At 68.0% G+C, this 14,163-nt stretch carries 14 protein-coding genes; 12 read left to right on the forward strand and 2 right to left on the reverse strand.

Features of this window, described 5'->3' with window-relative positions; translation table 11 throughout:
• Window positions 1–16: 16 nt before the first annotated feature.
• A complete protein-coding gene (locus AB0M65_RS20925; protein WP_364029687.1) occupies window positions 17–613 on the reverse strand; it encodes a helix-turn-helix domain-containing protein in 597 nt (198 codons plus the stop codon).
• A 202-nt stretch (window positions 614–815) separates the two neighbouring features.
• Here AB0M65_RS20925 and AB0M65_RS20930 point away from each other — a divergent pair, with 202 nt between their 5' ends.
• The 5 genes from AB0M65_RS20930 to pip all read left to right on the forward strand — a co-directional run bounded on the left by AB0M65_RS20930 (window position 816) and on the right by pip (window position 4,986).
• Window positions 816–1,214, forward strand: a complete 399-nt coding sequence (locus tag AB0M65_RS20930) for a hypothetical protein (RefSeq protein WP_364029690.1) — start codon at window positions 816–818, stop codon at window positions 1,212–1,214.
• 2 nt (window positions 1,215–1,216) lie between these two features.
• On the forward strand, window positions 1,217–1,867 hold the full coding sequence (locus tag AB0M65_RS20935) for a DUF3558 domain-containing protein (protein WP_364029693.1): 651 nt from the start codon (window positions 1,217–1,219) through the stop codon (window positions 1,865–1,867).
• Window positions 1,864–3,216 (forward strand): hypothetical protein, encoded by a 1,353-nt coding sequence (locus tag AB0M65_RS20940; RefSeq protein ID WP_364029696.1) that lies wholly within the window; start codon window positions 1,864–1,866, stop codon window positions 3,214–3,216. The genes AB0M65_RS20935 and AB0M65_RS20940 overlap by 4 nt, the downstream gene beginning before the upstream one ends.
• Window positions 3,217–3,240: 24 nt before the next feature.
• The gene (locus AB0M65_RS20945; RefSeq protein WP_364029726.1) at window positions 3,241–3,975 is read left to right on the forward strand and encodes an ESX secretion-associated protein EspG; all 735 of its coding nucleotides are present in this window, start codon (window positions 3,241–3,243) and stop codon (window positions 3,973–3,975) included.
• A 63-nt stretch (window positions 3,976–4,038) separates the two neighbouring features.
• The gene (pip, locus tag AB0M65_RS20950) at window positions 4,039–4,986 is read left to right on the forward strand and encodes a prolyl aminopeptidase (RefSeq protein WP_364029699.1); all 948 of its coding nucleotides are present in this window, start codon (window positions 4,039–4,041) and stop codon (window positions 4,984–4,986) included.
• A 49-nt stretch (window positions 4,987–5,035) separates the two neighbouring features.
• On the opposite strand, the gene AB0M65_RS20955 is transcribed toward pip, so the two are convergent.
• A complete protein-coding gene (locus AB0M65_RS20955; RefSeq protein ID WP_364029702.1) occupies window positions 5,036–6,223 on the reverse strand; it encodes a Glu/Leu/Phe/Val dehydrogenase dimerization domain-containing protein in 1,188 nt (395 codons plus the stop codon).
• 162 nt (window positions 6,224–6,385) lie between these two features.
• Here AB0M65_RS20955 and AB0M65_RS20960 point away from each other — a divergent pair, with 162 nt between their 5' ends.
• The 7 genes from AB0M65_RS20960 (at window position 6,386) to AB0M65_RS20990 (ending at window position 14,025) form a co-directional block, all read left to right on the forward strand.
• Entirely contained in the window at window positions 6,386–7,309 is a 924-nt protein-coding gene (locus tag AB0M65_RS20960) for a LysR family transcriptional regulator (RefSeq protein ID WP_364029705.1), read from the forward strand.
• A gap of 130 nt (window positions 7,310–7,439) precedes the next feature.
• Window positions 7,440–8,696, forward strand: a complete 1,257-nt coding sequence (locus tag AB0M65_RS20965; protein WP_364029708.1) for a glutamate-cysteine ligase family protein — start codon at window positions 7,440–7,442, stop codon at window positions 8,694–8,696.
• A complete protein-coding gene (gene egtB, locus AB0M65_RS20970; RefSeq protein WP_364029711.1) occupies window positions 8,693–10,045 on the forward strand; it encodes an ergothioneine biosynthesis protein EgtB in 1,353 nt (450 codons plus the stop codon). The genes AB0M65_RS20965 and egtB overlap by 4 nt, the downstream gene beginning before the upstream one ends.
• 5 nt (window positions 10,046–10,050) lie before the next feature.
• The gene (gene egtC / locus AB0M65_RS20975; RefSeq protein WP_364029714.1) at window positions 10,051–10,815 is read left to right on the forward strand and encodes an ergothioneine biosynthesis protein EgtC; all 765 of its coding nucleotides are present in this window, start codon (window positions 10,051–10,053) and stop codon (window positions 10,813–10,815) included.
• Window positions 10,812–11,789, forward strand: a complete 978-nt coding sequence (gene egtD, locus AB0M65_RS20980) for an L-histidine N(alpha)-methyltransferase (protein ID WP_364029717.1) — start codon at window positions 10,812–10,814, stop codon at window positions 11,787–11,789. The genes egtC and egtD overlap by 4 nt, the downstream gene beginning before the upstream one ends.
• On the forward strand, window positions 11,782–12,258 hold the full coding sequence (locus AB0M65_RS20985; RefSeq protein WP_364029720.1) for a nitroreductase family deazaflavin-dependent oxidoreductase: 477 nt from the start codon (window positions 11,782–11,784) through the stop codon (window positions 12,256–12,258). Before egtD ends, AB0M65_RS20985 begins: the two co-directional genes overlap by 8 nt.
• A 156-nt stretch (window positions 12,259–12,414) precedes the next feature.
• A complete protein-coding gene (locus AB0M65_RS20990) occupies window positions 12,415–14,025 on the forward strand; it encodes an alpha/beta hydrolase (protein WP_364029723.1) in 1,611 nt (536 codons plus the stop codon).
• The last annotated feature ends 138 nt before the right edge of the window (window positions 14,026–14,163 follow it).

Below are 14,163 nucleotides of genomic sequence, written 5' to 3' on the forward strand. Positions count from 1 at the left end.
CGGCGATGGGACAATCTTAACGCGTTGCTCCACCCGCGCGGGCGCGGTGCCGCCGCACGCTCTCCTCGACCAGGTCGAGGACGGGCCCGAGATCGTCCCCGGGTAGGCCCATCGCGAGATGGGAGACGAGTCCTTCGAGGACGAGTTCGAGATACGCGGTCAGGACGTCGACATCGACGTCGTCGCGGAGGATCCCGGCGTCACGCTGACGCAGCAGACGGCGGCGGGTGGCGGCGGTCAGCTGATGGGATCGCTCCGCCCAGCGGGCGCGGAACTCCGGATCGGTGCGCAGCCGTCGGGAGACCTCCAGCCGCGTGCCGAGCCAGTCGGCCGGATGCTCACTGCGATTCGACAGCAGGTCGCGCATCACCTGGACGAGGCCCTGTTCGGCGACGACGTCGGCCATGCGGACCGCGTCGTCCTCCGCGAGAGCGAGGAAGAGGGACTCCTTGTCCCGGAAATGATGGAAGATCGCGCCGCGGGACAAGCTGGTGGCTTCCTCGAGGCGCCGGACCGTGGCACCCTCGTAGCCGTAGCGCGCGAAGCACACGCGGGAGCCGTCGAGGATCTGGCGCCGGCGTGCGTCGAGGTGATCCTGGCTGACCCGTGGCATCCTGGAATCCTGTCACCGGGAACCGGGTTAATGCAATCCGTACGTACGTACTGTGACCAGTTCCTGGGATCTTCGTCCGCCAGAGGAACCGGGCAGGCTCGACACGCGTCCGACCACTCGGCCGGATCGGCTGACACGCCGTCCGCCACTTGGCTACTCTTTGTCCATCACGGTGGGTGAATGCTGAGGGGAAGGTGCGGGCGTGAACTTGATCGGCGACGCCGCGAGCGCGATAAAGGCCGTCTGGGGCGACCTCCTCACGCCGCCGGAACCGACCGTTTACGGCGGTGGAGGCGGCGGGAGCGGCGGTTTCGAAATGAGCCCGTCGGAGCTCCAGACCGTCATCGGCCTGTGGCAGGACGAGCTGCAGAAGGTTTCCGACGACGGCGACAAGATCGAGGACATTCTCTTCGAGTTGATGCCCCCTGGTCAGGACGACGTCAGCTCCAGCTACGTGGATTCCGGTCTGGAGTCCTTGCAGGCGCTGAAGAAGCAGAACGAGTCCATGAAGGAATACATCGTCGGCTACATCGCGAAGCTCGAGCTCGCCAAGACGAAGACGATGGCCACCGACGCGGCGAACACCATGCGGTCGAGCTGAGGATGCATAACGTGCTGAAGAGCTGTGTGGCCGCCGCGACGCTGGTGTTCGTCTCGGCGGCTCTGGTCGCATGCTCAGGTGAGAACCCGGGCAAGCCGAGTCCTTCTTCGGGAGCGGAGTCGTCGCCGGGCGCGTCTTCGGCGCCAGCCGACCCGAACGTCCCGAAGGTGTCCTCACCTCTCACTGTTCGCGATTCGTTCCTGACCGAACCGTGCACCGTCGTGCCGCAAGCCGACCTCTCCGCGCTGGGGTACACCGACGCGGGCCGCCCGGGTGGCGGTGCGAGCGGATCCGAAGGGACCAACCCGTCGTGCGGGTGGTCGATGTCCAAACAGGGCAAGGGCAACGGACTCCAGGTCCTCATCGGAACGGGAAACCGCGAGAAGGGGACCGGCGGGCTCGCCGGCTTCTACCAGGCCAAGGAGACGGGACGGATGAAGTTCGTCGCGCCCGGACCGGAGGTCGACGGCTATCCGACGGTCTTCTACGGACTGTCCGACGAGCGGGCCGAGGGGAACTGCACCATGGCCGTCGGCGTCGCCGACGATCTGGCCATCGGCACCCTGGCCAAGAGTTATCAGGGTGAACAGGATTCCTGCGGGACCGCGCAGAAGCTCGCGTCGGCCGTGATCAAGACACTCAAGGGGGCATGAGGGTGGACGGCAAGCAGATCTTCGAGAACTTCACTCAGGGCGACACCCGGAACCTCCGCACGGCGGCCGATCGCGTCGCGGACCTTTCGAACGCGTACATCGACCGCGGCATGAGCATCAAGGGTCTCCAGGAGCGGATGAAGTCGTCCTGGACCGGTAGCGCCGCCGACGCCGCGAACGCGGGCGCGGGTCCGCTCGAGCAGGCCTTCCGCGAGACTGCGGATCCGCTCTTCAAGACCAGGGATTCGGTCACCACGCAGGCCGACAGCTTCGACGACTCGGGGAAGACCGTCGTCCCGGTGCCGCCGAAGCCGGACAAGCCGAACCCGTGGACCACCGGCCTCAAGGGCGCGATCCCGATCGCCGGGCCGTTCATGGTCAACAACGACATCAAGAACTACCAAGAGGGCGTCGCGAAGCACGAGGCGGCGAACCAGAACAACGTCCGGGTGATGGACCAGTACGACTCGTCCACCAGCAGCACCAGGTCCAGTCTGCCGACCGACTACGGCGTGCTCAAGAACGACGGCGCGAACGTCAGCATCAAGGTCGGTGGTGGGCCGCCGCCGATCAAGCCGCCGCCCGTCATCCCGCCGAAGCGCGTCAACAAGGGCGGTGGGGACGACGAGAACGACGGCACCGACACGAGCGGCGCGAACAACACGGACAACAACCAGAACCAGCACCAAAATCAAAACCAGAATCAGAATCAAAACCAGAACCAGAACCAGAACAAGCCGGGTGGCGACGATCGGCCCCCGAACCGGCCCGATCCCAACATCACGACGCCGACGAAGAAGCCTGGGCCGGGGGATACGACGATCCCGACCGGCGTCGGCGGAGGCAAGGGCAAACCGGGCGGGACCACCGAACTCCCCGGTGGGCGGGACTTCGGCCGTCCTCCGGGCGACCCGACCGACGTCATCGGCCTGCCCAACAACTCCGGGCAGAGCTACGGCCCCGGCGGCGGAGGCGGCTCCAACCCGCCCGGAAGCACCAGCGGCCGTAACACTCCTGGCCCCGGCAGCGCAGGGAGCAGGCTGCTCGGCGGTGAAGGAGGCCCCGGTGGCCGTACGGGCGGGCCTGGTGGTCCCGGTTCGGGTGGTCTCGGCGCGGGCAAGGGTTCGGGCATGGGCGGTATGGGTGGCGGCATGCCGGGCGGAGGCGCGGCGGGCGGCCGCGGCGCCGGTGGACGCGGCGGCCAGATGGGTCCGATGGGAGCCGGCGGCAGGCGCGGCGAAGGTGACGAGGACGACGAGCACCAGCGTCCCGACTACCTGATCGAGGCCGACCCCGACGCGATCTTCGGCACCGACCAGCGGACCAGTCCGCCGGTCATCGGCGAGTAGCGGATGACGGTCAGAACAGGCCGGGTGGACGTCCCGGTCGAAGCCTTGGCGGTGCTCGCCGAACGCGAACGCGTCGGCGACCTGCACATCACGCTGCGCCCGGAACCGCGCTGGCTCTCACGGACCGCCCGCGCGGAGGCGGACAAGCGGGTGGAAGCCGCCTTGGCGCAGGCCGGGCTCCTGGACTCGAGTGGCCGCGCGTCGGTCGATTTCCTGGACTGGCTGCCGGTGCTCACCAAACCGGCGATCGAGTACTACGGCTGGGTGAACGCCGGGGGCCAGACGTATGGGCTCTTGGCGGCTTCGCTGGGGTTGCAGGCGGTGCTGGCGGTGTCGTCCGGTGACTGGGTGGGACTGCAGGAGATCGACCGGCGCCGTCTGGCGGAGACGCTCGTCGAACAACTACCGCCCGTCCCGGCTGGCGGCGGCCGGCTGCGTACGGTCCGCGCGTACGAACTCGAAGAAGCCGCGCGGCGCGGCCCGGACACGCATTCCCTGCCGCCGGTGATCGCGGATATCGTCAGCCTGGTGCAGCGGCCGGTCGAGGGGAGCGGTGAGCTTTACGTCGGTAAGCGGGACGAACTCGGCAGGCATCTGGCCGTCGAGGACCCGCTGCACTTCGCCGACACCGACTGGGGCCGCTACCTCAGCTACACCACCGGGCACGGCAACGACGCGGTGGTCCACATCGGACCCGCGGGACCGGCGGAACTGGCGGACGCGCTCCGGCACGTCTCGGGGACGCTCGGGTTCTCGTGAGTGTTTTGGGTCGTTCTAACGACCCAAAACACTCACGACTCCCTGGCCTGGAAGGACGAGAACGTGACAAGGCTGTATCCGGAAATCGAACCGTACGACCACGGGATGCTCGACGTCGGAGACGGGCACCTCGTGTACTGGGAGGTCTGCGGAAATCCCGACGGCAAACCCGCCGTCACGTTGCATGGCGGCCCCGGCACCGGTTGCAGCACGGGCCTGCGCCGCTACTTCGACCCGGCCAAGTACCGCGTGGTGCTCTTCGACCAGCGTGGTTGCGGCCGCAGCACGCCGCACGCGAGCGAGCCCGGCGCCGACCTCTCGGCCAACACCACCGACCACCTGATCGCCGACATGGAGAAACTCCGGGAGCACCTCGGCATCGACATGTGGCTGATCTTCGGCGGCTCCTGGGGTTCCGTGCTCGGCTTGGTCTACGCCGAGCGCCATCCCGGCCGCGTTTCGGAGATGGTCCTGATGGGCCTGGCCACCGGACGGCAATGCGAGACCGACCTGCTCGTCCGCGGCCTCGGCGGCGTCTTCCCCGAGGCGTGGGCGAAGTTCCGCGACGGCGTTCCCGAAGCGGACCGCGACGGCGATCTCGCGGCTGCCTATCTCAAGCTGCTCATGGATCCGGACCCCGCGGTGCACGGGAAGGCGGCGGCCGACTGGTGTGCCTGGGAGGACGCGATCATCCCGACTTCCCCGCCGTACAAGAGTTTCGAGACACCCGCGTTCCGGCTGGCCTTCGCCAGGCTGGTCACGCACTACTGGAGCCATGGGTCCTTTTTGGACGAAGGCGTGGTGCTGCGGGAGGCCAAGACGCTGGCCCACATCCCCGCGTTGCTCGCCGAAGGAAGCCTCGACCTCAGCAACCTCGTCGGTACTCCGTGGGAGCTGGCGCACGCCTGGCCGGGCAGTGAGCTGGTGGTCATCGACGAGGTCGGGCACAGCACCGCGGACGAGCCGATGCGCGAGGTCCTCATCGGCGCCACCGATCGTTTCGCCGCCTGACGAAGTGGAGGCCCCCTCCCGAAGAAGGGGGCCTTCACGCGTGCGACGTCTAGGGAATGACCAGAACGGGTGCCGACTCCGGATTGGTGGCGTCCGAACGGGTGGTTTCGGCGAGCCGCAGTCCCGTGCTGCGTGGTGAGATCCGGTCGAGGTTCCACGAACTCAGCAGCAGCGCTACCTTCGCCCGCATCTCGGTCCGCAGCCGCAGGAACGAGTCGGCCGGGTCGGCGCCGACCTCGCCAAGCAGCAGCCACCACGCCCACGCGGCGGCACCGGCGTTGGCGACGAAGTCCGGGATCACCGGGATGCCGCGAGCCGTCAGGCCCGCTTCGGCGTCGGGTGTGGTCGCGGCGTTGGCCGCTTCGATGACAACCTTCGCCTTGACATCGCCCTGGTTCGCGGCACGCAGGGCGTAGGAGATCGCCGCCGGGACGAAGATGTCGGCCTCCGTCGAGACGATCTCGTCGCGGGGGAGAAGCTGGACGTCGGCGGGCAGCCGGCTTCGGTCGATCTCGCCGTATTCGTCACGCAGGTCCAGCAATGCCGGGATGTCGAGGCCTTCGGGCCGGTACAGCGTCCCGGCCGCGTCGGCGACCGCGACGACGCGCATACCGGCTTCGTGCAGGTACCAGGCCGCGCCGCCACCCATGGTGCCGATGCCCTGTACGGCGACGGTGGTCTTCCCGGCCGCCCACTCCCACGCGTCGGCGACACCGAGGCAGGCCTGCGCGACGCCGTAGCCACCGACGACGTCACCGAGCAGGAGACCGCCGGGGACCGGGGTGCTCAGTCCGGCCTGTACGCGGCGAAGGGTGTGTGCCGGATCGGCCGAACGGCGGATGGCGGCGTGGTACGACTGCTCCAGCCCGAGCTTCGCGAACACCTCGTCGATCAGGTGCTGCGGCACGCCGAGGTCTTCGGCGGTCACCCAGTGGTCGTCGATCCATGGCCGCAGGAACGCGCAGAACCGTTCCAGCACACCGAAAGCACGTTCGTCCTTGGGGTCGAAGTCGATGCCGCCCTTCGCCCCGCCGACCGGCAGGCCGAAGGTCGCGGTCTTGTTCGCCATCCCCCTCGCCAGGTCCTCGACCTCGGACATCGTGCAGCCCGCGCGCATCCGGGTCCCGCCGGTCGCGATCCCGGAGACCAGGCTGTGCACAACGAGGTAGCCGGTGGCTCCGGTGACGGGGTCGGTCCAGATGAGCCTCATCAGCGGTTCGGCGTTCCTCGCGGCCATACGGCCACCTCCTTCGGGTTTCGGTGTCGTTCCTGCGCCACCACCGAGGGTGCGCCTCCCCTGGCGCCGCCGTCCATTTACCGAATCTGAACGATGTCGTGCAGAGAAACTGGTGTAACGCGCCATCCGGCATCCGCGACCGCACCCGATTACGTTGGTGACATGGAGCTTTCGTTGCACCGCCTGCGGATGCTCCGCGAGCTGAGCAGGCGCGGCACCGTCACGGCGGCCGCTGCTTCGCTGCATTACACCGCTTCGGCGGTGTCGCAGCAGTTGGCGCAGCTGGAACGGGACGTGGGCGCGAAGCTGTTCGAGCGATTCGGCAGACGGGTGCAGCTGACCGAACTGGGGTTGCTGCTCACCGAGCACGCCGAAGAGATACTGGGGTCGGTCGAGCGGGCGACGCTCGCGCTGGAGGAGGCGCAGGCGACGGTTTCGGTCCGCCTCATGGCCGGGGTGTGGGCCTCGGTCGCCTCGGGACTTCTGCCGCACGCGCTGGCCGCGCTCGCGGGCGAGCATCCCGGAATCCAGGTCAGGACCCGTGAACTGGCGCCCGAGGACACCGCCGACGCCGTTCGTGACGGCGAATTGGACCTGTCGTTCGTCATCGACTACTCCGACGCGCCGATGCCGTGGGACGCCGGCCTGGAGCGGGCGGTGATCGCGGTCGAACGGCTGCACGCGGCGGTGCCTGCCGGTGCGGTTCCCGCCGGGAGCGCGTCCCTGCTCGAACTGGCCGAGCATCCGTGGATCCTTGCCAGCCCGAAGAGTCATTTCGGCCGGGCGGTGCGCACTGCCTGTCACCGGCACGGATTCGAGCCCAAGATCAACCACGAGGTCGAAGAGCAGTCGACGGCGATGGCGATGGTCCGCGCCGGGCTCGGTGTCACCCTCGTCTCCGACCTCGGACTCGGCCTCCGGCCGGCGGGAATCGACGTCGTGGCGTTGACCACTCCGTTGCTCCGAACGGTTTCGATCGCTTACCGGACGACGTCGTCCCGGCGACCCGCCTTGCAGCTGGTGATCGAAGCCGTCCGCAACGCCGCCGCGGCATTGGGCTTGGGCACCGAGCCCGCTTTGCCCTGATTCGTCCAGTCCTAATAGGTGGTCCGCCGATCCTGCCCGGCAAGAACGCACCTGAATTTGTCGGACCCCGCGTGTAGCGTCCGAAGTCAAGGTTTCTCAAGTATCGGACAACCGACTGGACGGCGGAAAGATGACAACTGTTCATGATTTCCCCGAGAAGTCCGGGAGCGCGTCGAACGCGACGGCGAAGGTCCTGTCGGACCGCGCCGAGGGTGAGGCGTATGTGGCTTCCGTGTGCTTCAAGCACGGCCCGCCGAGACTTCTCGGCGTGGAGCTGGAATTCACCGTGCACTACGCCGACGAGCCCGCCCGGCCTCTCGATCCCGACGATCTCGCCGCCGCGCTCGGCCCGCACACCCCGCGGACGTTGCGCCCCGACAGCCCCGCCCTCCCGCTTCCGGCAGGTTCACCGCTGAGCCTCGAGCCCGGATGTCAGGTGGAGATCTCCGCTCAACCCCAGACCACGCTGCGCCACCTGGACGCCGTCGTCTCGGCCGATCTGGCCCACCTCGAAACCCTTCTCACCGCCCGAGGCCTGTACCTGGGTGACACCGGGATAGACAGGCATCGCGCCCCCGCGCGCAAACTCGGCACCCCCCGCTACGCCGCGATGGAACGCCGCTTCGCCCCGATGGGTCAAGGTGGAGCGACGATGATGTGCAGCACCGCGGGCCTGCAAGTCTGTGTGGACACCGGCGAGGCTGGGGAGCTGCCCGCCCGCTGGGCCGCCGTCCACGCACTCGGTCCGCCGCTGCTGGCCACCTTCGCCAACTCCCGGGTCTACGCCGGGCGCGACACCGGTCACGCGTCCGCGCGCTGGCTGGGCGTGATGGACACCGAAAAGGCCCGTACCCGGTCGGCGGAACCGTCCCGGGATCCGGCGGGGGAATGGGCACGCAGGGTCCTGGACACCCCGCTGATGGTGATGCCTGATCACGGCTGGGACGCGCCGGATTTCCTGACCTTCGCCGACTGGATCGACGGACGCGGTGAGGGCGCCGGACTCGGCAAGCCGACCGAGGACGACCTGGCCTATCACCTGACGACCTTCTTCACACCGGTCCGTCCGCAGGGGTATCTCGAGATCCGCTACCTGGACGCCCAGCCCGCCGCCAGGTGGCTGCACCCGGTGGCCCTGCTGGCCGCACTGCTCGCGCGCCCGTCCACAGTGGACAAGGTGCTCGAACTGTGCGAACCGGTCATGGGCGGCTGGGAGTGCGCGGCCCGGTTCGGCCTTGCCGACCGGGCGATCGCCGATGTCGCGAGCGAGGTGGTGGACCTCGGCTGTGCCGAACTGGGCATGACCGGTCTGCCGCCGGAGATCATCACGGAGATCAGCGAGGGTGTGCAGTCCCTCGTGCACGGTTCGAGGAGCCGCCAGTCATGAGCGTGGAAAGCACCGAGACCAACCCGCTTCGCGCGCTGAGCCCGCAAGACCTGCGGGCCCACGCGGCCGAAGCACTCACGAGGGCCCGCGAGCGCAGTGTCGCGCTGACCGACGCCGTCGACGACGAAGACCTGATCCGCCAGCATTCGAAACTGATGTCGCCGCTGGTCTGGGATCTGGCGCATATCGGCAGCCAGGAGGAACTCTGGCTGGTCCGCGACGTCGGCGGCCGCGAGGCGCTGCGCCCGGACATCGACGACATCTACGACGCGTTCCAGCACGCCCGCGCGGATCGTCCGGAGCTGCCGCTGCTCGGTCCGGAGGAGACGCGCAAGTACGTCCGCGAGGTCAGGGACAAATCCTTCGACATCCTGGAAAACGTTCCACTGCAAGGCAGGCGCCTCACCGAGGACGCTTTCGCCTTCGGCATGATCACTCAGCACGAACAGCAGCACGACGAGACGATGCTGGCCACCCACCAGCTCCGCAAGGGCGATCCGGTGCTGCACGCGCCGTCTCCGCCGTCCTCGCGGTCCGGGCGGCTGCCGTCGGAGGTCTTCGTACCCGGCGGCGTCTTCACCATGGGCACGTCGGCCGAACCGTGGGCGCTGGACAACGAACGCCCCGCGCACGAGGTCGCCGTCGAGGCGTTCTTCATCGACACCGTGCCCGTCACCTGCGGGGCGTACGCAGAGTTCCTCGATTCCGGTGGTTACCAGGACCCGAGGTGGTGGAGTGAGCGCGGCTGGGCATACCGCGGCGAGAACGGCATCGACGCGCCGCGCTTCTGGAAACGGGAGCAGGACGGCTGGTGGCGAACCCGCTTCGGCGTCTACGAGAAGGTCCCGGCCGCCGAGCCGGTCGTCCACGTCTCGTTCTACGAGGCCGAGGCGTACGCGGCCTGGGCAGGCAGGCGCCTGCCCACCGAACGGGAATGGGAGAAGGCGGCCCGGTTCGACCCGGCGACCGGCCGTTCGCGGCGTTTTCCTTGGGGCGACGAGGAACCCACCCCGGAACACGCCAACCTCGGCCAGCGGCATCTGCGGCCCGCGGAAGCAGGCGCGTATCCGGCCGGGGCGTCACCGCTGGGCGTGCACCAGCTGATCGGTGACGTCTGGGAGTGGACCAGCAGCGGATTCGAGGCCTACCCCGGCTTCAGCGCGTTCCCGTACAAGGAGTACTCCGACGTGTTCTTCGGCGGTGACTATCGGATCCTGCGTGGCGGCTCGTTCGGCACGGACGCGGCGGCCATCCGCGGCACGTTCCGCAACTGGGATCATCCGATCCGGCGGCAGATCTTCTCCGGGTTCCGCTGTGCCCGGGACGCGCGGCAGGGTGAGGTGGCCTGAGCGGCATGTGCCGTCATCTCGCGTATCTCGGCGAGCCGCGTTCGCCGGCCGAGCTGCTCTTCCATGCGGCGCATTCCCTGCTCGTGCAGTCCTACGCCCCGGCCGACATGCGTGGCGGCGGATCGGTCAACGCGGACGGGTACGGCCTCGGCTGGTACGCCGAGAGTCCCGATCCCGTGCGGCTTCGCCGATCCGCTCCCTTGTGGACGGACGGGGACTTGCCCGCGCTGGCCGAGTCGGTGCGGTCGCACGCCTTCATGGCGGCGGTCCGTAACGGCACGACCGGGATGCCGGTCGCCGAGGCGGCCAACGCGCCGTTCACCGGCGGCGGGTTCCTCTTCAGCCACAACGGGATGGTGAAGGGCTGGCCCGGCTCGATGGCCGAGCTGGCCGCGAAGCTGCCCATCACCCGACTGCTGACCCTGGAAGCGACGACGGACTCCTTGCTGTTGTGGGCTTTGCTACGTGAGCGGCTCGAAGCGGGCGAAGACCCGCTCGTGGCCGTCACCTGGCTGACCGGAGCCGTCGAGGAGGTGGGGCCGGGTTCACGGCTCAACCTCCTGTTGACCGACGGCGGGACCCTCATCGGCACCGCATGGACGCACGCGTTGTCCTACCGGGACATCGGCGGTGGCGTCGTCGTCGCCTCCGAACCGTGCGACGACAGTCCGGAATGGACTCCCGTTCCCGAACACCACGCCGTCCGGGTCACCGGTGAAGGCGTGGAAATCCTTCCCCTCGAAGCCGATCGGAGCACTGAGGCACGATGACCGAAGTGGACCTCGACGTACACCGCAGTGAATCGGACATCACCGAGCAGCTGCGCGCGGATGTCCGCGCCGGCCTGGAGGCGGACCAGAAGTGGTTGTCGCCCAAGTGGTTCTACGACGCGCGCGGCAGCGAACTGTTCGAGAAGATCACCGCACTGCCCGAGTACTACCCGACCCGCAGCGAACGGGAGGTGCTCGCCGAACGCGGCGGCGAGATCGCGGAAAGCTCCGGTGCGCATACGCTCGTCGAACTTGGGTCCGGGTCGAGTGAAAAGACCCGGCTCCTGCTCGACGCGCTCACGAGTCACGGCACGCTCAAGGAGTTCGTGCCGCTCGACGTCTCCGAGACCGCGCTCGCCGAGGCCGCCGAAGCCATCAAGGCGGACTACCCGGCTCTCAAAGTCCGCGGTGTGGTCGGGGACTTCACCCAGCACCTGGACCTGCTGCCGGGTGACCGGCCGCGGCTGGTGGTGTTCCTCGGTGGCACGATCGGCAACTTCCTGCCCGCCGACCGCGCGACCTTCCTGCACTCGGTGCGGGAGGTGCTCGACGAGGGGGAGTGGCTCCTCCTCGGGACGGATCTGGTGAAGGAGAGGGAGACGCTGGAACGCGCCTATGACGACGCGGCCGGGGTGACCGCCGAGTTCAACCGCAACGTCCTGCACGTGATCAACAACGGCCTCGGCGCGAACTTCGATCCGGCCGCCTTCGACCACGTCTCGTATTGGGACGAAGAGAACGAATGGATCGAAATGCGGCTTCGCGCCCGTGAGTCGATGACCGTCGACATCCCGGGTACCGATCTGCTGGTGAAGTTCGCCGAGGGCGAGTACGTGCGCACCGAGATCTCCGCGAAATTCCGGCGCGAGGGGATCGCCGCCGAGCTGGCCGACGCTGGATTCGCGGTGGAGAAATGGTGGACGGACTCGAAATCGCGCTTCGGGGTGAGCCTGGCAAGATCTGTCCGTGGCTAACCCTCTTACCGTCCTCGCTCGCGCGCTCGGCACGAAACCGTGGCTGATGGGGCTCGCGGGCGGGATCATCTGGGTGGACAAGAAACTCCACCGGCTGTTCAAGGGGAAGGTGAGCCTGGTCGCGCTGGCCGGGCTCCCTTCCCTGCGGCTGACCACGATCGGCCGCAAGAGTGGCCTGCCTCGCGGCACCAACCTGCTGTACTTCCCGCACGAGGGGGATTTCGTGCTCGTCGGCTCCAACTGGGGGAGACCGGCCGATCCCGCGTGGACCTACAACCTGCGGTCGAAACCCGAGGCGGTCGTCGCGCTGGCAGGTAAGGAGATTCCGGTGCTGGCCAGGGAGTTGCTCGGTGACGAGTACGACGCGATGTGGACGCTGCTGCTGGCCTTCTGGCCGGGCTACTCTATGGAAGAGAAGGCCGCTCGCCGCGTGTTACCGATTTTCGCCTTAAAGCCCACCACTCGATAGGTTCGTACCATCCTTTCGGACGGTGACTGGGTTACTGGCTTGTGCGAGGCTCGCTTGATGTTACGCGCCGTGACGTCGACGGCGCATCGCGCGACGTGTCCAGGCACGTCGCCAGCCGAGGGAGGAGTCGTTTTGCCCAGATCCACAAGGAAGCCGGTGCGCGGTCTCGCACTGGTCGGGGCACTCGTGGCCGGCGCCGCGTTGACCGGGATGCCGGGAACGGCGGTGGCCGCCGAGGCGGCGGGCACACCCGCCGCCCAGGTCGGTGCGACGCCACCGGTGAACTGGGGTGCCTGCACGGCGGACCAGATCCGCGGTGTTCCCGCCGACCAGGCGAAGTTCTACAGCTGCGCGCGGTACCGCGTGCCGATCGACCACGACAACGCGGCTCTCGGCACCATCGACATCGCGATGCTGAAGCGGGCGGCGAAGACCCCCGACAAGAAGATCGGCTCGCTGTTCCTCAACCCGGGTGGCCCGGGCGGCTCCGGATTCCGGATGCCGATCGGCGCGACGAACTACTTCCAGCCGCAGGTGCTGGACCGGTTCGATCTGATCGGGTTCGACCCGCGCGGTGTCGGCGACAGCAACCCGCTCAAATGCTTCACCACGCAGGAAGACGCCAATGACGTCTTCGGCGCGCAGGTCCCCGTTCCGCTGTCGAGGCAGGAGATCTCCGGCACGCTCGCCGCGTACCGGGACTACGGCCAGTTCTGCAAGAACAACGCCGGTGCGCTGCTGAACCACATGTCCACCAAGGACGTCGTGCGTGACCTCGACAAGATGCGAGCGGGCGTCGGCGACCAGAAGCTGACCTTCGTCGGCTTCTCGTACGGGACCCTGATCGGGTCGACGTACACCGGCATGTTCCCGAAGCAGAGCCGGGCGATCGTCATCGACGGCAACGTCGACCCGGCACTGCGCACCAACGACGGCGTGCAGTACGACCGGGAACGCGCTCGCGGGTTCGAGATCTCGCTCGACGGCTTCCTGCGCAAATGCGGGCAGGTCGGGCCGAAGTGCTCGTTCAGCTCGGGCACGCCGCGCCAGAAGTTCGACGAGATCCGGACCTACCTGCGCCGGCAGCCGATCAAGCTGCCGGACGGGAGCAGCTACGACATTAACGCGTTCACCAGCACGGTCTCCGGAGTGCTGTACTCGCCGACGTCGTTCCCGCCGCTGGCCGACGACCTGCAGGCGCTGTACAACGCCATCCACCCGCCGTCGGCACAGGTACAGACGGCGCAGGCCGTCCAGCTGAAGGTGCTGCGGTCGGGCGCGAACGGGCGGGCCGACGCGGACCCGGACAGCCCGTACGTCGGTGACGACTCCTACTTCGCCGTCAACTGCTCGGACAAGAAGATCACGGTCAAGCAGGAGAAGGTTCCCGAGATCGCCGCGAAGTGGGAGAAGGAATCGCCCACTTTCGGTCGCTACCAGGCATTCTCCGACGTCGCGGGCTGCCCGGTGTGGCCTGCGAAGAGGCCGGACGTCTACCGCGGCCCGTGGCGGGCCAAGACCGACACCCCGGTGCTGGTCGTGGGCAACTACTACGACCCGGCGACCCAGTACCTGTTCGCGAAGCGGATGGCCGACCAGCTGGGCAACGCCCGCCTGCTCTCGGTCGACGCCTTCGGGCACTGCATCCTGGGTGACTCGCTCGGCGTGGACAAGGTGACGGCCGACTACCTGATCGACCTGAAGGTTCCGGCCAACGGCCAGGTGTTCCAGCCGAACGTCCAGCCGTTCGAAGCCGCTGTGTCCTGATCCCCCGTGTCTAGAGATGTCATGAGGGGTCCCCATAGGACAAAAATTGTCCTATGGGGACCCCACCAGGACAAGACGTAGGAGAAGGGTGGGGTGGTGGTAAAGTAGTACCGCGCCGGAGGGGCACCGGAGGAAGTA

Source organism: Amycolatopsis sp. NPDC051071, assembly GCF_040682875.1.
Classification (GTDB): Bacteria; Actinomycetota; Actinomycetes; order Mycobacteriales; family Pseudonocardiaceae; genus Amycolatopsis.

Bases quoted from the DNA above. Each gene is read 5' to 3' on its own strand.
- AB0M65_RS20925 (WP_364029687.1), bottom strand. From the start codon at position 613: ATGCCACGGGTCAGCCAGGATCACCTCGACGCACGCCGGCGCCAGATC.
- AB0M65_RS20935 (WP_364029693.1), top strand. From the start codon at position 1,217: ATGCATAACGTGCTGAAGAGCTGTGTGGCCGCCGCGACGCTGGTGTTC.
- AB0M65_RS20940 (WP_364029696.1), top strand. From the start codon at position 1,864: ATGAGGGTGGACGGCAAGCAGATCTTCGAGAACTTCACTCAGGGCGAC.
- AB0M65_RS20955 (WP_364029702.1), bottom strand. From the start codon at position 6,223: ATGGCCGCGAGGAACGCCGAACCGCTGATGAGGCTCATCTGGACCGAC.
- AB0M65_RS20960 (WP_364029705.1), top strand. From the start codon at position 6,386: ATGGAGCTTTCGTTGCACCGCCTGCGGATGCTCCGCGAGCTGAGCAGG.
- AB0M65_RS20965 (WP_364029708.1), top strand. From the start codon at position 7,440: ATGACAACTGTTCATGATTTCCCCGAGAAGTCCGGGAGCGCGTCGAAC.
- egtB (WP_364029711.1), top strand. From the start codon at position 8,693: ATGAGCGTGGAAAGCACCGAGACCAACCCGCTTCGCGCGCTGAGCCCG.
- egtC (WP_364029714.1), top strand. From the start codon at position 10,051: ATGTGCCGTCATCTCGCGTATCTCGGCGAGCCGCGTTCGCCGGCCGAG.
- egtD (WP_364029717.1), top strand. From the start codon at position 10,812: ATGACCGAAGTGGACCTCGACGTACACCGCAGTGAATCGGACATCACC.